The sequence below is a fragment of the Amycolatopsis lurida genome (assembly GCF_900105055.1).
Classification (GTDB): domain Bacteria; phylum Actinomycetota; class Actinomycetes; order Mycobacteriales; family Pseudonocardiaceae; genus Amycolatopsis; species Amycolatopsis lurida.
The window spans coordinates 7686125-7712895 of the sequence record NZ_FNTA01000004.1 but is presented as its reverse complement, the minus strand read 5'-3'; the positions used below and the strand labels follow the sequence as shown (position 1 = coordinate 7712895).

25 protein-coding genes are annotated in these 26771 nt (G+C 69.7%); 8 read left to right on the top strand and 17 right to left on the bottom strand.

The genetic code is table 11. The features are described 5' to 3' along the window. Window positions 1-10: 10 nt before the first annotated feature. The 5 genes from BLW75_RS41610 to BLW75_RS41590 form a co-directional block, all read right to left on the bottom strand. Complete coding sequence (locus BLW75_RS41610; protein ID WP_034322336.1) at window positions 11-3913, bottom strand: Pls/PosA family non-ribosomal peptide synthetase; 3903 nt, start codon at window positions 3911-3913, stop codon at window positions 11-13. A 246-nt stretch (window positions 3914-4159) separates the two neighbouring features. Then, window positions 4160-5680 (bottom strand): ribosome biogenesis GTPase Der, encoded by a 1521-nt coding sequence (gene der, locus BLW75_RS41605; protein ID WP_091599524.1) that lies wholly within the window; start codon window positions 5678-5680, stop codon window positions 4160-4162. Between the two features lie 4 nt (window positions 5681-5684). Next, window positions 5685-6353, bottom strand: coding sequence for a lysophospholipid acyltransferase family protein (locus BLW75_RS41600; protein ID WP_034322333.1), 669 nt, complete (start codon window positions 6351-6353; stop codon window positions 5685-5687). Beyond that, complete coding sequence (cmk, locus tag BLW75_RS41595; protein WP_034322331.1) at window positions 6350-7054, bottom strand: (d)CMP kinase; 705 nt, start codon at window positions 7052-7054, stop codon at window positions 6350-6352. The genes BLW75_RS41600 and cmk overlap by 4 nt, the downstream gene beginning before the upstream one ends. Before the next feature lie 92 nt (window positions 7055-7146). Next, entirely contained in the window at window positions 7147-7725 is a 579-nt protein-coding gene (locus BLW75_RS41590; protein ID WP_034322327.1) for a TetR/AcrR family transcriptional regulator, read from the bottom strand. Between the two features lie 91 nt (window positions 7726-7816). Here BLW75_RS41590 and BLW75_RS41585 point away from each other — a divergent pair, with 91 nt between their 5' ends. From BLW75_RS41585 to BLW75_RS41575, 3 genes are read left to right on the top strand one after another with little or no spacing between them, the layout of a single operon-like run. Then, window positions 7817-8209: a DUF4267 domain-containing protein gene (locus BLW75_RS41585; protein ID WP_034322324.1), complete on the top strand. Its 393-nt coding sequence runs from the start codon at window positions 7817-7819 to the stop codon at window positions 8207-8209. 15 nt (window positions 8210-8224) lie between these two features. Continuing rightward, window positions 8225-8707 (top strand): cation:proton antiporter regulatory subunit, encoded by a 483-nt coding sequence (locus tag BLW75_RS41580; protein WP_034322322.1) that lies wholly within the window; start codon window positions 8225-8227, stop codon window positions 8705-8707. A gap of 6 nt (window positions 8708-8713) precedes the next feature. Beyond that, window positions 8714-9910 carry a cation:proton antiporter gene (locus BLW75_RS41575; protein ID WP_034322319.1) on the top strand — a complete coding sequence of 399 codons (1197 nt, stop codon included), beginning with the start codon at window positions 8714-8716 and terminating at the stop codon, window positions 9908-9910. A 63-nt stretch (window positions 9911-9973) separates the two neighbouring features. Here BLW75_RS41575 and BLW75_RS41570 read toward each other — a convergent pair whose 3' ends face one another. Further along, window positions 9974-10603 (bottom strand): TetR/AcrR family transcriptional regulator, encoded by a 630-nt coding sequence (locus BLW75_RS41570; RefSeq protein WP_034322316.1) that lies wholly within the window; start codon window positions 10601-10603, stop codon window positions 9974-9976. Window positions 10604-10671: 68 nt separating this feature from the next. On the opposite strand from BLW75_RS41570, the gene BLW75_RS41565 reads away from it, so the two are divergent. After that, complete coding sequence (locus BLW75_RS41565; RefSeq protein WP_034322313.1) at window positions 10672-11505, top strand: class I SAM-dependent methyltransferase; 834 nt, start codon at window positions 10672-10674, stop codon at window positions 11503-11505. Window positions 11506-11564: 59 nt separating this feature from the next. Here BLW75_RS41565 and BLW75_RS41560 read toward each other — a convergent pair whose 3' ends face one another. The 7 genes from BLW75_RS41560 to xerD form a co-directional block, all read right to left on the bottom strand. Next, on the bottom strand, window positions 11565-13433 hold the full coding sequence (locus BLW75_RS41560; RefSeq protein ID WP_034322311.1) for a Xaa-Pro dipeptidyl-peptidase: 1869 nt from the start codon (window positions 13431-13433) through the stop codon (window positions 11565-11567). Window positions 13434-13530: 97 nt separating this feature from the next. Beyond that, window positions 13531-14283: a pseudouridine synthase gene (locus BLW75_RS41555; RefSeq protein ID WP_005153474.1), complete on the bottom strand. Its 753-nt coding sequence runs from the start codon at window positions 14281-14283 to the stop codon at window positions 13531-13533. Then, entirely contained in the window at window positions 14273-15082 is an 810-nt protein-coding gene (gene scpB / locus BLW75_RS41550; RefSeq protein ID WP_034322305.1) for an SMC-Scp complex subunit ScpB, read from the bottom strand. Before scpB ends, BLW75_RS41555 begins: the two co-directional genes overlap by 11 nt. Further along, window positions 15079-16014 carry a segregation and condensation protein A gene (locus tag BLW75_RS41545; protein ID WP_034322303.1) on the bottom strand — a complete coding sequence of 312 codons (936 nt, stop codon included), beginning with the start codon at window positions 16012-16014 and terminating at the stop codon, window positions 15079-15081. The genes scpB and BLW75_RS41545 overlap by 4 nt, the downstream gene beginning before the upstream one ends. Further along, on the bottom strand, window positions 16014-16439 hold the full coding sequence (locus BLW75_RS41540; RefSeq protein ID WP_034322300.1) for a hypothetical protein: 426 nt from the start codon (window positions 16437-16439) through the stop codon (window positions 16014-16016). The genes BLW75_RS41545 and BLW75_RS41540 overlap by 1 nt, the downstream gene beginning before the upstream one ends. Continuing rightward, complete coding sequence (locus tag BLW75_RS41535; protein WP_034322297.1) at window positions 16436-17452, bottom strand: ParA family protein; 1017 nt, start codon at window positions 17450-17452, stop codon at window positions 16436-16438. The genes BLW75_RS41540 and BLW75_RS41535 overlap by 4 nt, the downstream gene beginning before the upstream one ends. 92 nt (window positions 17453-17544) lie before the next feature. Next, window positions 17545-18447: a site-specific tyrosine recombinase XerD gene (gene xerD, locus BLW75_RS41530; protein ID WP_034322293.1), complete on the bottom strand. Its 903-nt coding sequence runs from the start codon at window positions 18445-18447 to the stop codon at window positions 17545-17547. Window positions 18448-18565: 118 nt separating this feature from the next. Between xerD and BLW75_RS41525 the strand changes: the two genes are divergently transcribed. Further along, window positions 18566-19051 carry a DUF1707 domain-containing protein gene (locus BLW75_RS41525; protein ID WP_034322289.1) on the top strand — a complete coding sequence of 162 codons (486 nt, stop codon included), beginning with the start codon at window positions 18566-18568 and terminating at the stop codon, window positions 19049-19051. A gap of 51 nt (window positions 19052-19102) precedes the next feature. Here BLW75_RS41525 and BLW75_RS41520 read toward each other — a convergent pair whose 3' ends face one another. Beyond that, window positions 19103-19729, bottom strand: coding sequence for an NUDIX domain-containing protein (locus BLW75_RS41520; RefSeq protein ID WP_034322287.1), 627 nt, complete (start codon window positions 19727-19729; stop codon window positions 19103-19105). Continuing rightward, window positions 19726-21426, bottom strand: coding sequence for a CTP synthase (locus BLW75_RS41515; protein WP_091599521.1), 1701 nt, complete (start codon window positions 21424-21426; stop codon window positions 19726-19728). Before BLW75_RS41515 ends, BLW75_RS41520 begins: the two co-directional genes overlap by 4 nt. An 88-nt stretch (window positions 21427-21514) precedes the next feature. Here BLW75_RS41515 and aroA point away from each other — a divergent pair, with 88 nt between their 5' ends. After that, the gene (gene aroA / locus BLW75_RS41510; protein WP_034322282.1) at window positions 21515-22801 is read left to right on the top strand and encodes a 3-phosphoshikimate 1-carboxyvinyltransferase; all 1287 of its coding nucleotides are present in this window, start codon (window positions 21515-21517) and stop codon (window positions 22799-22801) included. Here aroA and BLW75_RS41505 read toward each other — a convergent pair. Beyond that, entirely contained in the window at window positions 22798-23733 is a 936-nt protein-coding gene (locus BLW75_RS41505) for an aminoglycoside phosphotransferase/kinase family protein (protein ID WP_034322279.1), read from the bottom strand. The two genes, aroA and BLW75_RS41505, sit on opposite strands and share 4 nt — an antisense overlap. A gap of 23 nt (window positions 23734-23756) precedes the next feature. Beyond that, entirely contained in the window at window positions 23757-24434 is a 678-nt protein-coding gene (locus BLW75_RS41500) for a GntR family transcriptional regulator (RefSeq protein WP_034322276.1), read from the bottom strand. 148 nt (window positions 24435-24582) lie between these two features. On the opposite strand from BLW75_RS41500, the gene BLW75_RS41495 reads away from it, so the two are divergent. Continuing rightward, window positions 24583-26025 carry an NCS1 family nucleobase:cation symporter-1 gene (locus BLW75_RS41495; RefSeq protein ID WP_034322275.1) on the top strand — a complete coding sequence of 481 codons (1443 nt, stop codon included), beginning with the start codon at window positions 24583-24585 and terminating at the stop codon, window positions 26023-26025. Next, a complete protein-coding gene (locus BLW75_RS41490) occupies window positions 26025-26768 on the top strand; it encodes an aspartate/glutamate racemase family protein (RefSeq protein WP_091599517.1) in 744 nt (247 codons plus the stop codon). Before BLW75_RS41495 ends, BLW75_RS41490 begins: the two co-directional genes overlap by 1 nt. Window positions 26769-26771 lie beyond the last annotated feature (3 nt).

Below are 26771 nucleotides of genomic sequence, written 5' to 3'. Positions count from 1 at the left end.
CCCCCAGTCCCTACTTGGTCCAGGCCGAGATGGGATTGCCCAGCCAGCGCGAGTCCGCGGGAACCGCGTCGCCCCGGGTCACCAGCGAACCCGGTCCGACGGTCGTCCGCGCGCCGATGCTCGCGCCAGGCAGCACGATACCGTGTGGCCCGAGCGTCGCTCCCTCGTCCAGGGTCACCGGCGACATCGTCATGATCCGGTCGTGGAACAGGTGCGTCTGCACGACGCAGCCGCGGTTGATCGTCGCGCCGTCGCCGAGGCTCACCAGATCCGACTCGGGCAGCCAGTACGTCTCCAGCCACACACCGCGGCCGATCTTGACGCCCATGGTCCGCAGCCACGCCGGCAGCAGCGGCGTGCCGCCGAGGGAACCGATCAGCCACGGCACGGCGAGCGCCTCGACGAAGGTGTCGGCGAGTTCGTTGCGCCAGACGAACGAGCTCCACAGGGGATGGTCGACCGCGCGGAACCGGCCGACGAGCAGCCATTTCATCGCGGTGGCGGTCAGCGCGGCGGCGGCGCCGGCGGCGAGCAGCAGCGGCCCGCCGAGCAGCACCGCGGCCAGGAAGCCGTACGACGTCGCCAGCGCGAAGATCCCGGCGGCCACCAGCACGGTCAGCGCGACACCGCACATCACCGGCACGATGCGGCACAGTTCGACGAGCGCACGCGCCGCCTTCAGCCGCAGCGGCGGCGTGTACGTGCGGCTCGTGTCGGCCGCGCCGACGGACCGGCGGACCGGCAGCGGCGGCATCCCGAGGTACGACGAGCCCTTCTTCGCCTTGAGCGGGGCCGACGACAGCACCCCGACCAGACCGCGTTTCGGCACCGAACGTCCCGGCGCGGCCATCCCCGAGTTGCCGAGGAACGCCTGCTTGCCGATCCGCGCCGGCGCGACGTGCAGCCAGCCGTGGCCGAGTTCGTAGGTGGCGACCATGGTGTCGTCCGCGAGGAACGCGCCACTGTCCACCTGGGTCATCTTCGGCAGCGCGAGGACGGTGGACGCCTCGACGTTACGGCCGACCTTTGCCCCGAGCATCCGGAGCCACACCGGGGTGAACAGGCTGGCGTACAAGGGGAACAGCCCTTCACGCGCCATACCCATCAGCCGCTCGGTCGCCCAGACCTGCCACGCGACGCGGCCGTGCACGGGGTGATAGCCCTCGACCATGCCGATGCTCAGCGAACGAACACCGACGAGCACGAGCAGGGCGTAGGACAGGAAGTACGCGACGGTCGCGAGCGGCGTGAACAGCAACGCCTGGCCGAGCGCGGCGCCCAGCGAAGCCGTCCCCGCGATCGCGTAGCCGAGCACCGCGACCGCCGGAAGCGCGGCGACAGCGGGCAGAAGACCGAGAGCGACCGAGGTCGCGCCGTAGACCGACGCCCAGAACCGCGAGCGCGGCGGGCGGCTCGACGGCCACTTCAGCGAGTCCTTCGTGGCACGGGCGGCGGGGGCACCGGCCCAGCGCTGCCCGGCGGGCACGTTGCCGCGGACGGTCGACCCGGCCGCGATCTCCGCGCCCTTGCCGATCCGGGCGCCGGGGAACAGCGTGCTGCGCGCGCCGATCCGCGCGTCGGCGCCGATGCGAATCTTGCCGATGTGCACGAGATCGCCGTCCACCCAGTGCCCGGTCAGATCCACCTCGGGTTCGATGGCGGCACCGCGGCCGAGTTTCAGCATGCCGGTGACCGGCGGCGGGGAATGCAGGTCGACGTCCTTGGCGATCCGCGCGCCGAGAGCCTTGGCATATGTCGTCATCCACGAAGCGCCCGCGACACTGTCCGCGCCGCTGAACTCGGCGAGCTTCTCGGCCGTCCACAGTCGCAAGTGGACGCTCCCGCCACGCGGGTAGCTGCCGGGACGGACTCCGCGCAGCAGCAGCCGCGAGCCGGTCGCCGAGATCGCGATCCGGCCGGCGGGGCTGAACAGCACGATCCACGCGACGGCGATCCACGCCCAGTGCAGCGTCGGTGCCCAGGCGAAACCGGCCAGCGACAGCACGTTCGACAGCGTCGCGGCGATGGTCGTCCACCGCAGGCCCACCAGGCCCATCAGCGGGACCATCAGCAGCGACTGGATGATCCCTGCCTTGCGCGGGGTGGGCGCGATGTCGCGGCGCTCGGTCTTCTCGCCGCTCAGCGCGTCCAGCAGCGACGCGAGCGCGCCGAGCTTCGGGTTGGCGTAGATGTCGCTCACCGACACCTGCGGGTGACGGGTGCGGATCCGCGCGATCAGCTGCGCGGCGGTCAGGCTTCCGCCGCCGTTGGTGAAGAAGTCGGCCTTCGGGTTGTCGACCGAGACGCCGAGGATCTCCGCCCAGCCTTCGGCGAGCCAGCTCTCCGTCGGGGACAGGCCGGATTTCGCGGCGTCCACAGTGGACAGCGGCCAGGGCAGCGCGTTGCGGTCGACCTTGCCGGAGGTGCGCGTCGGCAGATCGTCGATCAGGGCCAGCAGCGGAACGAGCGCGGCGGGCAGCTGCTCGCGCAGCCGGGTCGCGGCCTCGTCGTGGTCGAACTCGACGCCTTCGGCGGGCACGACGTACCCGACGAGCACCTGGTTTCCCGCCTTGGTTCGGCGGACCGCGGCAGCGGCGCCCTGCACTCCGGGAAGCGCCTGGAGCGCCGCGTCGACCTCGCCGAGCTCGATCCGGCGGCCGCCGAGTTTGACCTGCTCGTCGAGACGGCCGAGGAACAGCAGGCCCTCGGCTTCGGCGCGGACCATGTCACCGCTGCGGTACGCGCGGCGCCAGCCCAGCGAGGGCAGCGGCGCGAACTTCTCGGCGTCCTTCTCCGGGTCCAGGTAGCGGGCCAGGCCGACGCCGCCGATGACCAGTTCGCCGGTCTCCCCCATCGCGACCGGCTCACCCGCCTCGTTCACGACGGCGAGCTGCCAGCCCACCAGCGGCAGGCCGATGCGGACCGGGCCTTCGCCGGTCATCTGCGCGGCGCAGGCGACGACGGTGGCCTCGGTCGGGCCGTAGGTGTTCCAGACTTCGCGGCCTTCGACGGCGACGCGTTCGGCCAGTTCCGGCGGGCACGCTTCGCCGCCGAAGATCAGCAGGCGGACGTCTTCCAGCGCGTCGGCGGGCCACAGCGCGGCCAGCGTCGGCACGGTCGAGACGACGGTGATGCCCTGCGCGACCAGCCACGGGCCGAGGTCGACGCCGGTCCGCACGAGCGAACGCGGCGCCGGGACCAGGCAGGCGCCATGACGCCAGGCGAGCCACATCTCTTCACACGACGCGTCGAACGCGACGGACAGGCCGGCGAGCACGCGGTCGCCGGGGCCGATCGGCTCCTCGGTGAGGAACAGCTGTGCTTCGGCGTCGACGAAGGCGGCGGCCGAGGCGTGCGACACCGCGACGCCCTTCGGCTTTCCGGTCGAGCCGGAGGTGAAGATGATCCAGGCGTCGTCGGTCGGCGCGGGGACGCCTTCGACGCCACCTGGCGAACCCACGACGGTGATCGCGCCGCCATCGGAGACGACGGCGGCGACATCGGCCTCGCCGAACACCAGGTCCGCGCGCTCGTCCGGGTCGTCCGCGTCGACCGGCACGTAGGCGGCGCCGACGGACAGGATGGCGAGGATCGCGACGTAGAGTTCCGCGGTTCCGGAGGAGATCCGGACGCCGACCCGGTCGCCGACGCCGACCCCGTTGGCGGTCAACTTGCGGCCGTAGGCGTCGATCTCCTCGACGAGCTTGCGGTAGGACAGCGTGGTCTCGCCGTCGTCGATCGCACCCGCGTTGGGGTGGCGAGCGGCGGTCTCGGCGAGGATGTCGAGCAGGGTGCGCTCACCGGCGCCGAGACCGGACCAGAAGAGAGCCCGGTCGGCGACGGGGGTGGGCGAGGGAGCGACGGTGACGTCGGCGACACAGGCGATCGGCCGGGAATCGGCGGTCAGGGTCATCGGGCGGTCACCACGGGCAGGACGGAACCATGGGCGCTCAAGCCCATCACACACCTTTCGCGAAGTGCGTCATTCGGGCTCGCTCTCCGAATGAGGCGCCCGCTAGCAGACCTATGACTTTACCGCAGGTGAACGACATATCTCGGGAGTGTCTCGGCAGAGTGTCGAACCTCACCGGTGGACACGCCGAAACCCGAGGTCATCGGCGTGTCCATCCAGTGAACCATTCACCTACATCGTGAGAAATCAACGCGCTTTCGGTTTACCCGCCGACTTTCCGGCCGCTTTTCCGCCCGCCTTGGGCCTTTGCTTCTTTTCGCGGACCCGGACATTCACCCGGACGGGTGTGCCTTCGAAACCGAACCGCTCACGGAACTTCCGTTCGATGAACCGCCGGTAGCCCGCTTCGAGGAAGCCGGTGGTGAACAGGACGAGCGTCGGCGGCCGGATACCGGCCTGGGTCGCGAACAGCACCTTCGGCTGCTTGCCGCCGCGCACCGGCGGCGGGGTCGCGGCGATGAGGTCGGCCAGCCAGCCGTTCAGCTGGCCGGTGGGAACCCGCTGGTCCCATGACTTCAACGCGGTCCGCAGCGCGGGCGCGAGCTTGCGCACGGACCGGCCGGTGAGCGCGGAGATGTTGACCTTGTCCGCCCACGGCACGCGCACCAGGCCGCGGTCCAGTTCACGGACCATGGCGTGGCGGCGGTCCTCGTCGACGAGGTCCCATTTGTTGAAGGCGAGCACACAGGCGCGGCCTGCCTCGACGACCATGGTCAGCACCCGCAGGTCCTGCTCGGAGAGCGGCTCGGCGGCGTCCAGCAGCACGATCGCGACCTCGGCCGCGTCGATCGCGGTCTTGGTCCGCAGCGAGGCGTAGTACTCCGCGCCGTTGGCCGAGTTGACCCGCTTGCGCAGGCCCGCCGTGTCGACGAACCGCCAGGTCTCGCCGTCCAGCTCGACCAGCGAGTCGACCGGGTCGACGGTGGTGCCGGCGACCGAGTCCACGACGGACCGCTCCTCGCCGGACAGCTTGTTGAGCAGGCTCGACTTGCCCACGTTCGGCTTGCCGACCAGCGCGACGCGGCGCGGGCCGGTGGTGGCGCGGTCACCGTCACGCGGCATCTCCGGCAGCGCCTTGACGATGGCGTCGAGCAGATCGCCCGAGCTGCGGCCGTGCAGCGCGCTGACCGGGTACGGCTCGCCGAGGCCGAGCGACCACAGCGACGCGGTGTCGGCGAGCAGACGGTCGTCGTCGACCTTGTTGGCGGCGAGCAGCACCGGCTTCTTCGAACGGCGCAGCACCTTGGAGACGGCCTCGTCGGTGGCCGTCGCGCCGACGCTGGCGTCGATGACCAGCAGGACCGCGTCCGCGGTGGCCATCGCCATCTCGGCCTGCGCGGCGACGGAGGCCTGGAGCCCCGTCGCATCCGGCTCCCAGCCGCCCGTGTCCACCAGGGTGAACCGGCGGCCCGCCCAGAAGGCGTCGTAGGCGACGCGGTCCCTGGTCACGCCGGGGACGTCCTGCACGACCGCCTCGCGGCGGCCGAGAATGCGGTTGACCAGGGTCGACTTGCCCACGTTCGGCCTGCCGACGACGGCGAGGACCGGCTGCGCGAGCTGCGCCTCCTCCTCGGCCTCGCCCGCGGCGATCTGCGCGTCGAGCGCGGTGAATTCGGACTCGTCGGACCAGGAGCCGTCGATCTCGCCGACGCCGTCGAGCCCCGCCGACGTACTTCCCCCCGCGGAGGCGGAGTCAAATCCAGTCATGTACTCAATCCTGTCGCGTGTCTTGGAGCCCGTGCTCCAAGCGCCATTCGTCCAGTGCCTTCACGAGGTCCGCGAGCGCGATGCGAAGCCGCTCGGTTCCCTCCTCCAGCCCTGTCCTTCCCTTCCCGATCGCGGGAGTGAAAGGTTCGCCGACCATGATGTCGACGCGTGGCCGCCAACGCCTCTTGGCGCCGGCGGGTCTGTACGTCCCCCGAGTGGCGACCGGAACCACGGTCGCGTTCCCGGCGCGGACCAGGAAGGCCGCGCCGCGCTCGAAGTTTTCGGCGTCACCGAGGCCGCGGGTGCCTTCGGGGAAGATCCCCACCGCACCGCCGTCCTCGAGCACCTTGACCGCCATCATCAGCGGTTTACGGTCCACCGCACCCCGTTTCACCGGGATCTGGCCCAGTTTCGGGAAGAACCAGCCGACGAACCCCCGGAAGAGTTCCTCCTTGACCAGGAACGCCGTGCGGCGCGACAACATTCCGAACAGCAGCTGCGGTTCCACCATCGAGCTGTGGTTGGCGATGAACACCACCGGCCCCGACGACGGCACCCGCTCGCGACCGTGGACCCGGACCCGGAAGGCGGGCCGGACGATGAACTTCGAGATCCCCCTGCCGAAGGTGTGGATCGGGCCGCTCGCGCCTTCGGGCAGTCCCTTCGCGCTCACCTGGCGGCCTCGGCGGGGCAGCCTTCGAGGAGCCCGCGGTGCAGTGCCAGTTCCGCCAGCGCGACGATCACCTGGTCGATGTTGAGCGCCGAAGTGTCCACCTCGACGGCGTCTTCGGCCGCGCGCAGGGGCGAAGCAGCCCGCGTGGAGTCGAGGTGGTCGCGCCGCTCGACGGCCGCCTTCGCGACATCCACGGTGGACTCGCGACCGGCCGCGGAGTCCTGCGCGCTGCGACGCGCGGCGCGGACCTCGGCCGAGGCGGTGAGGAAGATCTTGAGCGGGGCGTCCGGTGAGACGACGGTGCCGATGTCGCGCCCCTCGACCACGATGCCGCCGACCCGGCCGAGCACCTCGGCGATGATCTCGCGCTGCCGGGTGACCAGCAGCTCACGGACCGCCGGGACGGCCGAAACCGGCGACACCGCGGTGGTGACGTCCGCCCCGCGGATCTCGGCGGCGACGTTCTCCCCCGCCAGGGTCACGGTCGCCTCGTCGGGGCTGGTCCCGATGCCCAGTTCGGCCTTCACGGCGACGTCGGCGACCGCGTCCGCGTCGGCCGGGTCGACCCCGGCGCGCAGGACGGCGAGGGTGACCATGCGGTACATCGCGCCGGTGTCGAGGTAACCGGCGCCGAGCTTCGTCGCGAGCTTCCGCGAAACCGTGGATTTCCCGGTTCCGGACGGGCCGTCCATCGCGACCACACCACGCAGGGCTCCCGTCACCGAAACTCTCCTCAGCTCATTCGTCGCTCACCTGATCGACGACCATTCTGCCTGGTGGCACGCGACACGCCTCAGCCGCCCACGGCGAACCGGTCGACGAGCATGCCGATCCGTTCCGTGCGTGCGTCCGCCGGGAGGCGTCGGCTGCGCTCGAGAGTGACCAGGCCGTGCAATGCCGCCCAGAAGGTCTCGGTGTAGAGGCCGGGATCGTCTTCGCCGGAGACCGGGCCCACGACTTCGAGCAGCGCGCCGAACGCGTCCTTGAGTGGTTCCGGGCTGTCCGGGCTGGCGAAGCTCAGCTCACTGGCGAGAGTGAAGATCGCGTCGTAGAGCGCGGGTTTGCGGTCGGCGAAGTCGAAGTAGTTCTCGGCCAGCCGCAGCAGCGCCTCCCGCGAGCCCTCCCCCGCCCTGGCGCCCTTCCGCATGTCGGCGGCCATTTCGGTGCAGCCCTCGAGCGCCGCGGCGGCCATGATCGCCCCCTTGCCGGAGAAATGACTGTAGAGCACGGGCTGGCTGTACTCGATCTTCGCCGCCAGCCGGCGGGTGGTGACCGCCTCCCAGCCCTCCTCTTCGGCGATCTCGCGGGCGGTGGTGACGATCAGCTGTTCGCGTTGCGAGCGGTCCCGCTCGCGCCGGGGGTTGGTGACCATACGAACATGCTAGCACCGCTAGACAAGCTAGCAGTGCTAGCGATAATGTCCGTCTCGTTCCTAGCACTGCTAGCTTTTGGAGTCGGAGATCATGACCAGAATCAAGATCGCTTACGTCCTGTCCGCCGCCCTCGTGCTCTTCGTCCTCTACTTCGGGAGCGGTTACGTGTTCTTCCCGGCGACCCAGACGGGCGGATTCGGACTGCCGGTGATGCCGTCCGAAGGTGACCCGATCCTCGCGGTCAAAGGCGTCCGCGACATCGGCACGGCGCTCGTGGTGCTCGCGCTGCTCCTGTTCCGGAACGCCCGCGCGCTGGGCTGGGCGATGCTCGCGATGGCCTTCATCCCGTTCGGCGACATGCTGATCGTGTTGACCCACAACGGGTCCGTGGGCGCCGCGCTCGGTATCCACGGCGCGACGTGTGCCTTGATGCTCGGGATCTCGGCGCTGTTCCTGATCCGTCCCGCGCGAAACGAACAGTGAGTTACTGTTGTTCACGTGAACGTCGAAGTGACCCCGCTCCCCGGAATTGGCGTCCGCAAGGACTTCGCCACCCGCAACGGCCGCCGCGTGGGCGTGGTGACCCATCGCGACGGACACGTCGAGCTGATCGTGTCCAAAACGGACGATCCCGACGCCTGCCTGGCCTCACTTCCGCTCACCACCGACGAAGCGGGCGCGCTGGCGAACCTGCTCGGCGCGCCCCAGCTGGTCGCCCAGCTCACCGAAGAGCACCGGGACCTGCCCGGCATCAACACCAAGCAGCTGCCGATCAAGGCGTCGTCGCCGTTCGACGGCCGGACGCTGGGCGACACCGCCATGCGGTCGCGCACGAGCGTCTCGGTCGTCGCGGTGATGCGGGCCGGGCAGGTCCACCCCTCCCCCACGCCGGACTTCAACCTCACCGCGGGCGACGTCCTCGTCGCGGTCGGCACCTCGGAAGGTCTCGAGGCCGCCGTCAAGATCTTGAAGTACGGCTGATCGCGGATGGATCACACCGCACTGTCCTTGATCGAACTCGGGGCGGTCTTCTTCGGGCTGGGCGCGTTGGGCCGCCTCGCGGGGAAGATCGGGATGTCCCCGATCCCGCTGTACCTGATCGGTGGCCTGTGCTTCGGGCAGGGCGGGCTGATCCCGCTCGGCGACATCGGCGACTTCACCCATCTCGCCAGCGAGATCGGTGTCGTCCTGCTGCTGCTCCTGCTGGGCCTGGAGTACTCGGCGGCCGAGCTGTTCACCGGGCTGAAACGCTCGTGGGTGGCGGGCGTCGTGGACATCGTGCTGAACGCCGCACCGGGCGCGATCGTCGCGCTCATCCTCGGCTGGGGGCCGATCGGCGCGCTCGTCATGGCGGGCGTCACCTACATCTCGTCGTCCGGGATCATCGCGAAGGTGCTCGGCGACCTCGGCAGGCTCGGTAACCGGGAAACGCCGGTGGTGCTGTCGATCCTGGTGTTCGAAGACCTGGTGATGGCGCTGTACCTGCCGATCCTCACCGCGGTGCTCGGCGGAGTGAGCTTCCTCGGCGGCCTGAAGGCCGTGGGGATCTCGCTGATGGTCATCACCGTGGTCCTGGTGATCGCGCTGAAGTTCGGCCGGTACGTCTCCGCGGCGGTGGACAGCCCGGACCGCGAGGTGTTCCTCCTCAAGGTCCTCGGCGCGGCATTGCTGGTCGCCGGCGTGGCTTCGGCGATGCAGGTTTCGGCCGCGGTCGGCGCGTTCCTGCTCGGCATCGCGATCTCGGGTTCGACGGCGGAGAACGCGACGCACATGCTCGAACCGCTGCGGGATCTCTTCGCGGCCGTGTTCTTCGTCGTGTTCGGGCTCAACACGAACCCCGCGTCGATCCCGCCCGTGCTCGGCTGGGCGGTCGTCCTGGCGGTCGCCACCACGCTCACGAAGGTCGGCACCGGCTGGTGGGCCGCACGCAGACAGGGCATCGGGAAGATGGGCCGGGCCCGTGCCGGAGCCGCGTTGGTCGCGCGCGGCGAGTTCTCGATCGTCATCGCCGGGCTGGCGGTGGCGGCGGGAGCGGTGACCGGCGAACTCGCCGCACTCGCGACGGCGTACGTCCTCCTGATGGCGATCCTCGGCCCGACGGCCGCGCGGATCGTCGAACCGGTGGCCCGCGCGCTGCAGCGTAAGCCCTTCGGCTCGAAGACCGCCGCTTCCCAGACCGGCTGACCCCACGCCAGGGACGGTCCTTCCTCGCGAATTCCGCAAGGAAGGACCGTTCCTGGCGTTCACCTAGCCCTGCTCGAGCAACTGGGCGGCCAGCGTGTCCTCCGCCCAGCGCTCCCACACGTCCAGCGGCCAGGCGCGGTCCCGGGTGAAGATCAGAAACAGCTCCGGGCTCAGGAGCGCGTAGAGGACGTCCGCCGCCTTACCGGTATCGAGACCGGTGACGGCGCCCGGTTTCCCCATCAGGGCCTTCGCCGCCGTCGCGTGCACGACATGGCGCGGATCCTCTTGCTCGGGCCACAATTCGCGCAGCTCGGGATGAGCCGCGAGCGCGATTCGGACCATGTCGGTGACGGCGGCTACCCGTTGGAGCACGGCCCGGCTGCCCTCGACCAGAGCGTTGAGCGCCTCACGCGCGTCCGGCGCGTCCAGCACCCGCGCGAACCACGGCCGCTCCATCGTCGCCAGTGGACCATCGTCACCGGCGATCGCGACGTCGACCAGTTCCTTCAGCAACGTCGGCTTGTTGCGGAAGGTGAAGTAGATGGTCTGGACCGCGACTCCCGCCCGGTCCGCGACCTGTTGAAGCGTGGTCGCGCCGTAGCCGTCGGCCAGGAAGAGCTCCGTGGCGGCCGTGATGATCCGCCGCCGGGTTTCCGCGGCCCGCTCGGATCGGGCGCCCTTGACACCACTCATGACTGGAGTCTATCTCTAGAGTCAATCACTAGAGTCCAACTCTAGTAACGACGGGATGGGGTGGCCGGATGACGGCGATCGTCAATCAGGAACAGGCCGAGGCGTGGAACGGCTGGGAAGGCAGGCTCTGGGCGGATCGTCCGGACCGCTACAACGGGATGATGGAAGCCTTCGACGCGCCGCTTTTCGCCGCGGCGGACATCCGCGACGGGCACGCCGTCCTGGACGTGGGCTGCGGCACCGGGCTCACGACCCGGATATCCGCGAAGAAGGCCGGAAGCGGGCACGCTCTGGGTATCGACCTTTCGGCGCCACAGCTGGAAAGGGCTCGTCTGGACGCGGCGGCCGAGGGAATCACCAACATCGCGTTCGAGCAGGGCGACGCGCAGGTGCACCCGTTCGGCGGGCCCGGCTTCGACGTCGTCGTCAGCCGGGGTGGCGTGATGTTCTTCGCCGACCTGGTCGCGGCGTTCACGCATCTTCGCGAAGCGATGGCGCCGGACGGGCGGCTGGCCTTCGTGGGACCACGGTCCGGCGACGTCGACAGCGCTTACGCCCGCGCGACGGCGGCGCTCGCGCCCTACCTCCGCGAGCCCTCCCCCGCCGCACGGGGGATGGGTTCACTGCTCGCGTCCGAACGGATCACCGAAGTGCTCACGGCGGCGGGCTTCCGCGACATCGACATCAGCCCGGTGGACGCGGAAATGGGCTTCGGGGCGGACATCCGCGACGCGACGGATTTCGTCTTCTCGATGGCTCCCATCCGGCACAACCTGCGCGATGTGGACGCGGCCTCCGTCGCGATCCTCCGTGACCGGGTCCGGGAGGCACTCGGCGAATTCGAGACTCCGCGGGGAGTGCGGATCCCCGGCGGGGTGTGGATGGTGACCGCCGGACGCTGACGGCATGAAGGGGCCTTTCACGGCAGAATTTGCCATGAAAGGCCCCTCAGCGCACTCGCCTAACCGCGCTCAAGCCCCGAAACGGTCGCCGGTGCGATCTGTGCCGGAGCCGCCGGAAGCGGAGCCGGAACCGCCGACGGTCCCGCGCCCGCGACAGGCAGCGCCAGCGAGGTCTTGCCCAGGTCCACCGTGATCTTCGGGTACTGCGCCGGACCGGAGATGAACGAGCCGTCCGTCCCGCCGATGATCAGCGCGAGCTGATGTCCCGCCGGGACGACATGGTCCGTACTCGCCAGCCGGAACGTCATCGTGTACGGCTGCCCCGGCGTCAGCGGCGATTCCTGACTCAGTGAACGGTGGTTGGCCAGATCCGCCCACCCGCGGCTGATGATGTTCAGCCCCACCGAGACGGCGTCGGTGCTCGTGTCCAGGTAGCAGGCGTCGTTACCGGGCGCGCTCGCGCCCCAGCACGACTGCGTCAGCTCGTTCTTGATGCCTTCCTTCGACCCGGTGTAATTCCGGATCGTCGCCGGGCCGTAGTCCACCAGGATCGCCGAAAGACGGGCCGTGGACGTCGACGGCGTCGCGGTCACGGTCACCTTCGCCGTCCCGGAGACGTGCAGGTCCTTCGCGAGCGCGCCGGTGCTGAACAGCACGCGCCCGCTCGCGGTCTCCGTCGGCCTCGCGGCCCAGCTGTTCGAGGACTGGCCCGACGAGTCCGTGAACGACACCGTGCCCGTCCCGGCGGTCGTACCGAGCGTGCCGACACCCGGCGTGCTCCCGGCCGCGGGGCGCAGGGTGACGGCGCTGCCCGCGGGCCACGCCGGCTGGTCCACCCAGACGTCGGGCTCGCGTTCCACGCTCGCGCCCGGGGTCTTCTCGATACCGTTGTCCACGCCGAGCAGGTAGTGGTCGAACCACTTGTGCAGGGTGTCGACCCACGCCGACCGCCGGTAGTCGAACGGATCGACGTGCCCGGCCTGCGTCAGCCAGATCTTGCGCTCGACGTTCAGCGCTTCCCACCACTGCCCGAAGTTGATCGTCTTGACGTTGAGGTCGCCCAAGCCGTGCGAAGCGAGCACGCTGGCCTTCACCTTCGAAGCGCTCTGCACGTGGTCCCGGTCGAGCCAGAACGCGTTGTAGTCGCCGTTCGCCGTCGCGCCCGCGGTGAGCTTCTGGTTCGCCGCAGCACAGTTCTGCCCGCCGTTGCGCCGCGAGACGGTCTGCGCCAACCCCGCTGGGCTCCCCTGGCGCAGGTTCGCGCCGTCGGAGCGGTAGTAGTCGTACCAAGAGCTGATGGCGCCGATCGGCACGATGGTCTTGAGCCCGTCGACGCCGGTCGCGGCGACGCCGTTGGCCACCGTGCCGTCGTAGGACTTCCCGATCATGCCGACCGCGCCCGTCGACCAGGTCGCGCTCGTCCTGGCCGGACCGGTCGCCGTCGTGTAGCCGTTCGCGCGGCCGTTCAGCCAGTCGACGACCTTGCGCGCCGAATTGACGTCCGACGGCCCGCCGATGTCGGTGCAGCCGCGGGACTTGTTGGTACCGGCCAGATCCACCAGGACCACGGCGTACCCGCGCGGGACGAAGAAGTTGTCGTAATAGAGCGGGAACCCGACCGGCCTGCCCGCCGAGTCGTAGGTTTTGAGCTCGCTCTCGTTGCCCCGCCCGCAGCACGAGTAGTACGGGCTCGCGTCCATGATGACCGGGACCTTCTTGCCCTGCGCCGCCGGTTCCCTCGGCCGGATGATGTCCGCGGCGACCCGGTCCGACCGGCCGTCGCCGTCCCCGTCGAGCCCGATGTCCACCCAAGCCGTCTCGCGGACGGCCTGGGCGAAGTCGTAGACCGGTTCGCTGCCCCGCGGTTTCGCCGCGGCCTGCGGCGCCGCGACCACGGCCGCGGCGACCGCCAAGATCCCTGCCAGCACAACTGTTTTCACGGTTGAGCCCTTCCCCGTCGGCTGAAAGCCCGTCAGGGAGAGCTAAACGCGGAGATCACCTGTGCAGTAGAGCGGAAAGTCTTGGTTACAGATCGACGGCGCGGTACAGCGAACCGACCTCACCGCGGTTCAGCCGCCGGATCGAGCCCGAGCGCTGGGCGCCGAGCTGGACATCACCGAGCGCGGTTCGGACCAGTTTGCGCACCGGGTGCCCGGTGGCCGCCATCAGCCGCCGCACGATGTGCTTGCGGCCCTCGTGGATGACCAGTTCGATCTGGGTGCGCCCGGCCAGCATGTCCTTGACCCGGAACTGGTCGACCTTGACGATGCCGTCCGGCAGCTCGAAGCCCGCCCGCAGCTCCTTGCCGAGCCCGCGCGGGACGATGCCCTCGACCTCGGCGAAGTAGGTCTTCAGCACGCGGAACGACGGGTGCATCAGCCGGTGGCCGAGGTCGCCGTCGTTGGTGAGCAGCAGGAGGCCTTCGGTGTTCTCGTCGAGCCTGCCGACGTGCACGATGCCGGGCGTCTCCTCGTACCGGCCGCGCAGGTAGTCGCCGACGCACGGACGGCCGCGGTCGTCGCTCATCGTGCTGTGCACGCCCTTGGGCTTGTTCAGCAGGAGGTACACGAGGTCCTCGCGGACCTGGACGCGGGTGCCGTCGACGTGGATCACGGAGTTGTCCGGATCGACGCGGCGGCCGAGCTCGGTGACCACCTTGCCGTCCACGCTCACGCGACCGCGCACGATCAGGTCCTCGGCCGCGCGCCGCGAGGCGACTCCCGCCTGCGAAAGGACCTTCTGCAGCCGAATGCCGTCGGGATGCGGGTCAGATGTCATCGATGGTGTCCACTTCGGGTAGCAACGGAGCGATGGGCGGAAGGTCGGCCAAGGACGAGAGGCCCAGTCGCTCCAGGAACAGCTCGGTCGTCACGTACAGCGTGCCTGTGGTTTCGGGGTCGGTCCCCATCTCCTCGATCAGGCCGCGCGCCAGCAGCGTCCTGATCACCCCGTCCACGTTCACCCCTCGGACGGCGGCGACCCTGGCCCTGGTCACCGGCTGCCGATAGGCGATCACGGCGAGGCTCTCCAGTGCGGCTCGCGTCAGCTTGGAACGCTGGCCGTCGAGCAGAAGCTTCTCCACGAACGGGGCATAGACGTCCCTAGTGTAGAACCGCCACCCTTCGCCGACTCGGCGCAGGTCGATTCCGCTGGTCCGCTCGGTGAACTTCTGCGCCATCGTGCGCAGCGCCACGGTCACCCGCGACACCGGCTGGCCGACCGTGTCGGCGAGCGATTCCTCGTTGATGGGCGAGTCGACGACCAGGAGCAACGCCTCGAGCGCCGCTTCGAGCATCTCGTCGGAGGTGACGTCGGGGTAGTCGCCGTCGCCTGCCGCGACGAGACCTTCGTCGGCAGGCGGCTCCGGGTCGGCCTCGGCCTCCGGCTCCGCTTCGGGGGCCTCCGGCTCACCCGGCTCGTCGGCAGGCGGCTCCGAGGCCTCCGGCGGGCTGAAAGCGTCCTTCACCTCATCCGTCGCGACGAAAGCGTCCTTCACCTCGTCAGACTTGGCGATGGGAGCTTTCGGCCCATCCCCGGTCTCGGGCGATTCGGTCTCTTCGGTGTTCTCCGGGCTCACCCGTACTCCTCGTCCTCAGCGGCGGCGCGATCGTGCTCGGCCGCCACCGACGCCTCCTCCACGGACCCGCCGGTCCAGCGCACGTGCAGTTCGGCGAGCGCCTCCAGCTGTTCGAACTGGACCGAGGCCTCCCGGTACAGCTCCAGCAGCGCGAGGAACCTCGCCACGATCTCGACGGTGTGCTCGCAGTCGTCGACCAGCTCGCCGAAGGTCGCTTCGCCCAGTTCCGCCAGCTTGAGCCGCAGCAGCGCGGCGTGTTCGCGCACCGAGACGCGGCCCATGTGGATGTGCGCGATCGACACCGTCGGCGGTGGCTTCGGTTTGAAGACCGCGACCGCGATCTCGGCGAACTTCGCCGGGTCGACGCCGAGCATCACCTCGGGCAGCAGACCCATGAACCGGTCTTCGAGCGCGACCGACCGCGGATACCGTCGCAGCGCGCCGGCCTCCAGCTCGCCGAACAGCGCCGCGACCTGCTTGTACGCGCGATACTGCAGCACGCGCGCGAACAGCAGGTCTCGTGCTTCGAGCAGGGCGAGGTCGTCTTCGCTCTCCACCTCGGCGGCGGGCAGCAGCCGTGCCGCCTTGAGGTCGAGCAGGGTCGCCGCGATGACCAGGAACTCGGTCGTCTCGTCGAGGTTCCACTCCGTGCCGAGCGCACGGGTGTAGGCGATGAAATCATCAGTGACCTGGTGCAACGCGACTTCGGTGACGTCGAGCTGGTGCTGCGAGATCAGCTGGAGCAGCAGATCGAAAGGGCCCTGGAAGTTCGACAGGTTCACCTTGAACTTGGACGTGCTCAGCTCTTCACTGGCCAGTCCTTCGGGGACCATCCCGCCGTGCACGGTCTCGTGCACGGCGGGGGTCTCGTCTGCCTCTGTCCGCTCGACCGGCTCTGAGCCGCTGGGAGCAGCCGCGGCCGGGTCGTCCATCAGCTCTCGGTCTCTTTCCCGTCCTCGCTGCCCGCCCGCAGACGCTGGACGAGGACCGAGTCCTCGCCCGCCGCGTCGAAGTCGGCCAGCAGCACGGCCACCGCCTCGCGGACCAGCCTGCCGCGATCGAGAACGAGGCCGTGCTTCGCCCGGAGGTTCAGCCTGGCCTGCTCCATCGCCAGCAGTTCGTCGCCGGAGACGTAGACGGTGATCTTCGCGTCGTGCTTGGTCCGCCCCGACCCGCTGCGCGCGGCACGGGCCAGCTGTTCCTTGTGCGCGTTCCCCGTCTCGTTCCCGGAACCGTTCCCGTTGCCGTTCCCCTTCGAGGGGGCGGGCTGTTCGGGCGCGGGCGGGAGATCGAGGGCGGGGCTGGAGGTGATCCTGAAAAGTTCGGACGCTCCGGGCAGGGAAGCTCGCCTGCTCACCGAGCGATCACCTCACGGGCGAGCGCGCGGTAGGCCGCCGCGCCCGCTGATTTGGGAGCCCAGGTCGTGATCGGCTCGCCCGCGACCGTCGTCTCGGGGAACCGCACGGTGCGGTTGATCACCGTGTCGAACACGGTGTCGCCGAATGCCTCCACCACTCTCGCCATGACCTCCTTCGAGTGCAGGGTTCTCGGGTCGTACATGGTGGCGAGAATCCCGGTGATGTCCAGTTTGGGGTTGAGGCGTTCCTGCACCTTCTCGATGGTGTCGATCAGGAGCGCTACGCCTCGCAGACTGAAGAACTCGCACTCCAGCGGGATGATCACACCGTCCGCGGCGGTCAGTGCGTTCACCGTCAGCAGGCCTAGCGAGGGCTGGCAGTCGACAAGAACATAGTCGTAGTCGTTCATGACCGGACGAAGGACCCGTAACAAAGTGTGTTCGCGCCCTACCTCTGCGACCAACTGGACCTCGGCCGCGGACAGGTCGATGTTGCTCGGCAGCAGGTCGACCCCGTCCACCCTGGTCTTCCGGATGACGTCGGTGATGCTGACCGACCGCTCCATGATGACGTTGTAGACCGTCTGGTCCAGCTCGTGCGGCTGAATGCCGAGGCCGACCGAGAGCGCGCCCTGGGGATCGAAGTCGACCAGCAGTACCCGGCGGCCGCATTCGGCCAGCGCCGCGCCGAGGTTGATGGTCGAGGTGGTCTTGCCGACCCCGCCCTTCTGGTTGCACATGGCCATCACCAGTGCGGGACCATGGCGGTCCAGCGGCGGCGGATCGGGGATCTCGCGGAACGGACGGCCCGTGGGGCCGATCCCGTCCCTCTCGAGTTCTTGCTGCTTGGTTTCTTTGGCGCGCTTGGCCTTGCGGCCGCGGGAAGAGATCGTGTCCTCCGACGGTTCGTCGCCGTCGTGTTCGGCGGGGGTTGCGATGGTCACCTGGCTGAGGCTCGCCGCGGCCGAACCGGCGGACGCGGACGGCTTCGCCGGCTCGTTCGGTGTCGACATGGCGCGAAAGCTCCTCTTCGGCAGGATCCTCGGCAGCCTATGCGCGATCCGCGAGTCGAGCCAACGAGGCACGCCGGGACCGACCGGGTCGATTAGCCCAGTGCGCGGGGATGTGCTGTGGCGTAGACCTCGCGGAGCGTGTTGACCGTGACCAGCGTGTACACCTGGGTGGTGGTCACCGAAGCGTGGCCGAGGAGTTCCTGCACGACCCGGACGTCGGCGCCGCCTTCGAGAAGGTGCGTTGCGAAGGAGTGGCGCAGTGTGTGCGGGGAGACGCCCGCCGTGATCCCCGCCGATTCCGCGGTGTCCTTGAGAACCTGCCACGCGCTCTGCCGGGAAAGCCTGGAACCGCGGGCGTTCAGGAACATCGCCGGCGTCCCCCTCCCGTGGGTGGCGAGCGCCGGCCGCGCGCGGACGAGGTACGCGTGCACCGCTTCCAGCGCGGGACGGCCGATCGGCACGATGCGCTGCTTGCCGCCCTTCCCGTCGAGCAGCACGGTCCGTTCGGCGTCGTCGATGTCGTCGACGTCGAGCCCCACGGCCTCGGAGATCCGCGCGCCGGTGGAGTAGAGCAGCTCCAGCAGCGCCCGGTCCCGCAGCGGGCGTTCGCCCTCGGGCGGCGGGGTTTCCAGCAGTTTCAGCACGTCGTCCACCGGCAGTGCCTTGGGCAGCCGTTTGGCCGCGGCCGGCGGGCGGACCTCGCGGGCCGGATCGTTCTCGGTGATGCCGTCGGCGTGCGCGAACTTGTGCAGCCCCCGCACCGCGACCAGCGCACGGGCCGCCGAGGACGCGGCGAGCGGCCGATGCTCTTCGTTGCCTTCGCGCAGCGCAGCACCGAACGAGGTGATGTGCGCCGAGGTGACGTCGCTGAAGCGCTCGACGTCGGCGGCGCCGAGGTACGCGGTGTACCGGCGCAGGTCGCGGGAGTAGCTGTCGAGGGTGTTCCTCGCGGTTCCGCGCTCGACCACCAGATGGTCGAGGTAAGCGGCGACCACCTGGGCGACTCCGGTACCGCCGGCCCGTGACACACGGACACTCTAGGACCACCGCGACCCGTTCGGGGGTACGCCGCGCGTACCGCGTCGCGGGTGTGAAACGGGCTACCTTGGGAGCATGTCCCAGCAACCGGACCCGGACGAGATGCGCGTCGGCACCGCCGAGCGCGAAGAGGCCGCGCGGCTGCTCGGCGACCACTACAGCCAGGGCAGGATCACGCCGGACGAGTACGAGGGCCGCGTCCTCGCCGCGTACGAGGCCGTGACCCTCGGCGAACTCCGGCCGCTGTTCCAGGACCTGCCCCCGCCGCATCCGACGTACCTGGCGCCGCGGTTCGACCCGCCGCCGTTCGTGCCCGTGTACCAGCACCCGGCCGCGGTCATGCCGTATTCACCGAAGTCGAAGGTGGCCGCCGGGGTGCTGCAGATCGTGCTGCCGTTCGGGATCGGGCGCTTCTACACCGGCCATGTCGGACTCGCTTTGGGGCAGCTGGCGGTCGTGGTGGTCACCTGCGGTGCCGGGGTGGTCTGGCCGATCGTCGACGGGATCGTGCTGCTGGCGAACGGCGGCACCGACGCGCAGGGGCGCCGTCTCCGTGACTAGAGCCTCGTGAGTGGTAAGGACGGTTAGAACCGTCCTTACCACTCACGAGCGTCAGAGGCCGCGCGAAGCGAACTTCGTCGGCCTGTCCTCCCAAGGCGCGTCGGCCGGCCGCGACGAAGCCGCCCCCGAAAGCACCGCGTGCGCGGCGAGCACGCCACCGACGGTCGACCCGTTCACCAGCTCACCCGCCAGGGCCATCCGCACCGCCTCGGCGAGCGGGAACTTCCGCATGACGAGGTCCGCCTCCTCGTCGCCGAGGACCTCCCTGTCCACTTCGGACAGCTCGCGGGCGAGGTAGACGCGGACGACCTCGTCGGTGAAGCCGGGCGACGCCGCGACGTCGACCAGGGTCTCCCACCGCTCGGCGCTGAGTCCGACCTCCTCGACCAGCTCGCGTTTGGCCGCCTCGACGGGGTCCTCCCCCGCCTTGTCGATCAGCCCGGCGGGCAGTTCCCACAGCCGCCGCCCGATCGGGTGGCGGTACTGGTGGATCAGCGTCACCATGCCGTCCGAGTCGAGCGCGACGACGGCGACCGCGCCGAGGTGCTCGACGACCTCACGGCGGGCGGTGCCGCCGCCGGGCATCACGACCTCGTCGACCCGCAGGCCCACGACACGTCCGATGTGGACGTCCTTTGTGGACGCGACGGTGAACTCGTGCTTGCCGGGCTCGCTCACCGGGCCGCCGTCTGGGCGGTTTCGGGCAGCTCGACCGGCAGCCGCTCGGCGACCTTGCGGTCGACGACGGCCTTCACGAACGCGCTGAACAGCGGGTGCGGGCGGGTCGGGCGGCTCTTGAGCTCCGGATGCGCCTGGGTACCGACGAAGAACGGGTGCTTGTCGGCGGGCAGCTCCACGAACTCGACCAGGTGGTCATCGGGCGAGGTACCCGAGAACACCAGACCGGCGTCGGAAAGGCGCTTGCGGTAGGCGTTGTTGACCTCGTAGCGGTGACGGTGCCGCTCGGAGACCTCGGTGCTGCCGTACGCCTTCGCGACCTGCGAGCCGGGCTTGAGCTTGGCGACGTAGGCGCCGAGCCGCATCGTGCCGCCCATGTCGCGCTCGCCGGCGACGACGTCACGCTGGTCGGCCATCGTGGAGATGACCGGGTTCGGGCCGTCCTCGAACTCGGCCGAGTTCGCGTCCTTGATACCCGCCAGGTTCCGCGCCGCGTCGATCACCATGCACTGCAGGCCGAGGCAGAGGCCCAGCAGCGGCAGCCCGTGGGTGCGGGCGTAGGCGATGGCGCCGACCTTGCCCTCGATACCGCGGACGCCGAAGCCGCCCGGCACCAGCACACCGTCCACATCGGACAGCGCCGCGGCCGCACCGGCCGGGGTCTCGCAGGAGTCCGAGGGGACCCACTCGATCTGGACCTTGGCGCGGTGGGCGAACCCGCCCGCGCGCAGCGCCTCGGTGACCGACAGGTACGCGTCCGGCAGGTCGATGTACTTGCCGACGAGCGCGACCCGCACCGTCTCCGACGGGTTGTGCACGCGGTCGAGCAGGTCGCCCCACACGGTCCAGTCGACGTCGCGGAACGGCAGCCCGAGGCGGCGCACCACGTAGGCGTCGAGCGCCTCACGGTGCAGCACCTTCGGGATGTCGTAGATCGACGGCGCGTCGGGGCAGGCGATGACGGCCTCGGTGTCGACGTCGCACATCAGGCCGATCTTGCGCTTGAGATCCTCCGGCAGCTCACGATCGGCGCGGCAGACGAGCGCGTCGGGCTGGATACCGATGTTGCGCAGCGCGGCGACCGAGTGCTGGGTCGGCTTGGTCTTCAGCTCACCCGACGGGGCGAGGTACGGGACCAGGGAGACGTGGAGGAAGAAGCACTGGTCGCGGCCGACGTCGTGGCGGACCTGACGGCAGGCCTCCAGGAACGGCAGCGACTCGATGTCGCCCACGGTGCCGCCGACCTCGGTGATCACGACGTCCGGGCTGTTCCCGTCCTCGTCGGCGCCCGCCGCGGCGGTGATCCTCGCCTTGATCTCGTCGGTGATGTGCGGGATGACCTGCACGGTGTCGCCGAGGTACTCACCGCGGCGCTCCTTGGCGATGACCTCGGAGTACACCTGCCCGGTGGTGACGTTCGCCTTGCCGTCGAGAGCCCGGTCGAGAAAACGCTCGTAGTGCCCGATGTCCAGATCGGTCTCGGCGCCGTCGTCGGTGACGAACACCTCACCGTGCTGGAACGGGTTCATCGTGCCCGGATCGACGTTGAGGTACGGATCCAGCTTCTGCATCGTGACCCGGAGCCCACGTGCGGTAAGGAGCTGACCCAGGCTGGAAGCCGTGAGTCCCTTACCCAGAGAGGAGGCAACGCCTCCGGTGACAAAGACATACTTGGTAGCCCGCGACTGAAGTCCCACGGGCTTCCACCTTATCGCACGCCCGCCGGGGCGCTCACCGGCCACGCCGCAAGCGTCCGATGGAGTGGAAAACCGCTACCCTCGCGACGTGACAGACGCGCACGACACCTGGACCGCACCGGTCGCGGAAGGCCCGCTCGACGCGGACATCCGTGTCCCCGGTTCGAAGTCGATCACCAACCGGGCCTACGTCCTCGCCGCGCTCGCCAGCGCGCCGACGCGGGTGCGGACCCCGCTCGACTCCCGGGACGCGCGCCTGATGCTCGGCGCCATCTACGCCCTCGGCGCCCACTCACAAGGCAGCATCGGCGGCTATCTCGTGCACCCGCTCGGCCCCGGCCGCGTCCATCCCGACGAGACCGTCCGGGTGGAACTCGGCAACGCGGGCACGGTCGCCCGGTTCACCCCCGCGCTCGCCGCCCTGGGCACCGGCCCGGCGCTGTTCGACGGGGACGAGGCCATCCGCCGCCGTCCCATCGGGCCGCTGCTGAAGGCGCTGCGCGACCTCGGCGCCCGCATCGACGACGACCGCCGCGACGCGCCGCCCTTCACCGTCCACGGCGAAGGTGGCCTGCGGGGCGGCAGGGTCGACCTGGACGCCTCGGCGTCGAGCCAGTTCCTGTCCGCGCTGCTGCTCGCCGGGCCCTCGTTCCAGCAGGGTGTCACCGTGCGCCTTGTGGGCGGCCAGGTGCCGAGCGAGCCGCATATCGCGATGACCGTCGAAATGCTCCGCCGCTTCGGGGCCACTGTGGACCGCGAGGGCGCCGAGTTCCACGTCGCACCGACACGGCTTTCCTGCCCCGAGTACGTCGTCGAGCCGGATCTCTCGACGGCGGCGCCGTTCGTCGCCGCCGCGATCGCGACCGGCGGCACGGTGCGCATCGCGGGCTGGCCGCAGCGGACGACACAGCCCGGGGACTGGCTGCGCAGCCTGGCGCCCGTTCTGGGCGCCACCGCCGAACTCGACGCGGCCGGTCTGACGGTCACCGGCAGCGGCACGATCCCCGGCGTCGAACTGGACCTGCACGACGTCGGCGAGCTGACGCCGGTGATCGCGGCGCTGCTGTGCTTCGCCGAGGGGCCGTCGGTCATCTCCGGGGTGGCGCATCTTCGCGGCCACGAAACCGACCGGCTGACCGCGCTCGCCACCGAACTGTCGTCGCTCGGCGCCGACGTCCGCGAGACCGAGGACGGGCTGCGCATCACGCCGGCGCCGCTGCACGGCGGGAAGTTCCGCACCTACGACGACCACCGGCTGGTGATGGCGGCCGCGGTGCTCGGCCTGAAGGTCGAGGGGGTCGAGGTGGAGAACCCGGGGACGGTCGGGAAGACCTTCCCCGGATTCGCCGAGGCCTGGACCTCGATGCTCGGCTAAGCGAGCCCTCCCGCGAACGGGGTTGCCCGCCACTGGTCGATCATCGGTTTCATGCCGTCCACCAGCATCGGCAGGTCGGGCGCCATCGACAGGCACGCGACCACCTGAAGCAGGCCCAGCGCTTCGAAGGTGCGCAGCACGCCTTCGTCGACCTCGCGCAGCCCGAATTCCGCGGCGGCGGCGTTGTAGGCCGCGATGCCTTCGGGACCGTTGAAGGCGAGATCGCGTTCGATCGGGCCGCGGTTCACCAGTTCGAAGTCGGAGTAGAGCTCGCCTCCGGTGGTGACGATCAGGTTGTAGCCCGGCGCGTCACCGTGCACCGGCTGGACGGTGGCACCGGGGAACGCCTCGGCGAACGCCTCTTCCGAGGCCAGCATCGGTCGGAAGACCTCCCATTCGCGGCGGGCGCGGTCGAGGTCGGCGGCGTCGAGCAGGTCCGGCCGCTCTTCGAGCTGGGCGAGGCCGTCGGGGATGAACGGATCGAGACCGTTCAGGAACGCCAGCTCGCCGGGATAGTCGCGGAGCGCGGCGTGCAGTTTCGCGACGAGCTTCGCCGAGTGCTCGACGGCGAGGTTCGCGTCCTCGACGAACTCGATCAGTTCCCAGAAGGTCATCGAGAAACCGTCACGCCGCACCGGTTCCGCCGGCACCAGCGGGCTCGGCTTGACGACCGGGAGCCCCTTCTCGCCGAGCCAGGCGGCGACGGCGAGCTCGCGCCGCTGGTCGGTCAGCTGCGTCTCCGGCGTGGTCGTGCGCGGCAGCACGGTCGGCACGCGCACGACGACCGGTGAAGGCGCCAGCCGCACGATGACGGAGAAAACGTCGTACAGGACCTCGGGTTCGGTGACGGCGATGCCGAGATCGCGTCCCGCGGAAACCGCGGCGGCCACCGCTCGCGCGGTGCGGGCGGCCCGTTGTTCGTCGGTGATCATGCCGCGAGTCTGACATGTCCGATTCACCCGGCGGAGCGTTCTCCGTCATCTTCGGGGAACAGCGCCTTCAGCGTGACCTCCCGGTTCACCCGCACATGCTCGACGGCGTGGGCCCGCGCACGGTCGGCGTCGCCCGAGGCGATCGCGTCGTAGAGACGGCGGTGCTCGTCGAGCAGTTCACCCCAGTGTTCGTTCTGGCTGGTCAGCCAGCGCAGCCTGCCTTCGAGCGGGCGGAGGATCTCGTGCAGCAGCCCGTTGCCGGCGAGCGCGACGATCTGGTCGTGGAAGCGGGTGTTGAGCGAGGTGATCCGGGCCGGGTCACCGCTTTCGGTCGCGCGGGCGGCTTCGGCGAGTAGGCGTTCGAGCGCGCGGAGCCCCGCTTTGCCCGCGCGTTCGGCGGCCAGGCCGGCGGCGAGCCCTTCGAGCGCCTCGCGGACGTCGAACAGCTCCTCGACGTCGGCCTTGGCCAGCTGGCGCACGACGATGCGCCGGGGTGATTGAACGGCCAGGAAACCCTCGGCCTCCAGGCTGCGGATGGCCTCGCGCACCGGGACCCGCGAGACTCCGAGGTCCTCGGCCAGCTCGCGTTCGACCAGCCGGTCCCCCGGCTTCAACCGTCCGGCGAGGATACGTTCACGCAGCTCGTCGCGGACCCGCTGCCGGGTCGCGGCCAGCGGCTGACGCGGTCCTTCCTCGGCCACCCGTCCCCCTCTTCAACACCGCCGTAACAGCTCGTAACCCGAGTTTATCGGCAGAAACCTTGACGGCGGGCCACCGCGGGGTGATATTTGGGATGCCAAATTTTGGGATACCAAACCGACCGGACGTCCCCGTCGATCGGAGGCCCGCATGACCGCCGCCCCAGCAACCCGGTCCGAAGCGCCTACCACCGAGAACGCCGATCCCCGGCTCTGGAACGAAGATCTCGCCCCGGCGAAGGAACGCCGCTGGAAGGTTTACGACATCTTCGCGCTGTGGATGTCGGACGTGCACAACCTCGGCAACTACACCTTCGCGGCGGGCCTGTTCGTCCTCGGGCTCTCGGCCTGGCAGGTGTTCACCGCCCTGCTGACCGGTTTCGTGCTCATCTACTTCGGTATGAACCTGATGGGTCGGATCGGCCAGAAGACCGGCGTCCCCTTCCCCGTGGTCGCCCGCATCAGTTTCGGCACCTTCGGCGCGAACCTGCCCGCGCTGATCCGCGCGATCATCGCGATCTTCTGGTACGGCATCCAGACCTATCTCGCGTCCGTGGCCATCACGCTGCTCGTGCTCGCGATCGATCCGGGCCTGAAACCGTTGACCAAAGTGGGTTTCCTCGGTTTGCACGCCCTCGGCTGGATCTGTTTCATCGCGCTGTGGCTCGCGCAGGCGCTGGTGCTCACCCGCGGCATGGAGGCCGTGCGCAAGTTCCAGGACTGGTGCGGTCCCGGTATCTGGATCGTGATGATCGCGCTCGCGGTGTGGATCCTGGCCGCCGCCGACTGGAACATCTCCTTGACGAGCAACCCGAAGGCACTGTCCACAGGGGAGCAAGTACGGCAGTGGTTCGGCGCCGTCGGCCTGATCCTGTCCATCTACGGCACCCTGATGCTTAACTTCTGCGACTTCTCGCGGTTCGCCCCGAACCAGAAAACGGTGCGGCGCGGGAACTTCTGGGGCCTGCCGATCAACTCGACGGCGTTCGCGCTGCTGTCGGTACTGGTGACCGCGGGCAGCCTCCAGGTGTTCGGCGAAGCCATCACCGACCCCGCCGAGCTGCTGGCCCGCATCGACAACACCCCCGTGCTGATCATCGGAGCGCTGACCTTCGCGATCGCCACCATGGGCGTGAACATCGTCGCGAACTTCGTCTCCCCCGCCTACGACCTGGCCAACATCTGGCCGAAACGGATCACCTTCACCATCGGCGGGATGATCAGCGCGGTAGCGGCGCTGTGCGTGCTGCCGTGGAAGCTGTACTCCTCCCCCGCGGTGGTCAACTACTTCCTCGGCGGCCTCGGTGCCTTCCTCGGCCCGCTGTTCGGCATTATGATCGTCGACTACTACCTGGTGAAACGCGGCCGGATCGACGTCGGCAAGCTGTTCGTCGCCGGAAGCGATTCGCCGTACCACTACAAACGCGGGTTCAACCCGCGCGCGATGGTCACGTTCCTGCCCACGGCGGCGCTGTCCGCGATCATCGCGCTGGTGCCGTTCTTCGCCCCCGCCGCGCCGTACTCGTGGTTCATCGGCACCGCTTCCGCCGCGGCCCTCTATTTCGTGGTGACGCGCAAGCAGCGGGTCGCGTGATGCGGATCCTGGTGACCAACTGCAACACCACCGAGGCGATGACGAAGGAGATCGAGGCGGGTGCCCGCGCCGCCGCTAGCCCCGGCACCGAAATCCTGGCCAGAACCCCGTTGTGGGGCCCGGAATCCGCGGAAGGCTGGCTGGACAGCTTCCTCAGCGCCGCGGCCGTCCTCGACCTTCTCCACGGGCTGGACGAGCCGTTCGACGCGCTCGTGATGGCCGGTTTCGGCGAGCACGGACGGGAAGGCGCGCGGGAACTGCTCGACGTCCCGGTCGTCGACATCACCGAGGCCGCCGCGCATCTGGCCTGTCTGCTGGGAAGACGCTACGGCGTAGTGACCACATTGGACCGGACGTGCGGGCTCATCGAAGACAGCCTGCACGGCGCGGGCGTCGCGCAGAACTGCGTCGGCGTCCTCGGTGCCGGGCTCGGCGTGCTCGAATTGAGCGACGACCGCCGGACGGAATCGGCGCTGCTGACCGCCGGACGGCGCGCCCGCGACGCGGGAGCGGAAGTCCTCGTCCTCGGCTGCGCGGGGATGACCGGCCTCGATCGCCGTATTTCGGCGATGCTGGACATCCCGGTGATCGACGGCGTCGCCGCCGCCGTCCGCCTCGCCGAATCCCTTGTCGCTCTCGACCTCAAGACCAGCCGGGCCGGCTCCTACGCCCGCCCGCTCCCAAAAACCCGCCTCTGGCCCCGCAATTCGTCATCTACTTGCGATGCACACGATCGCAAGTAGATG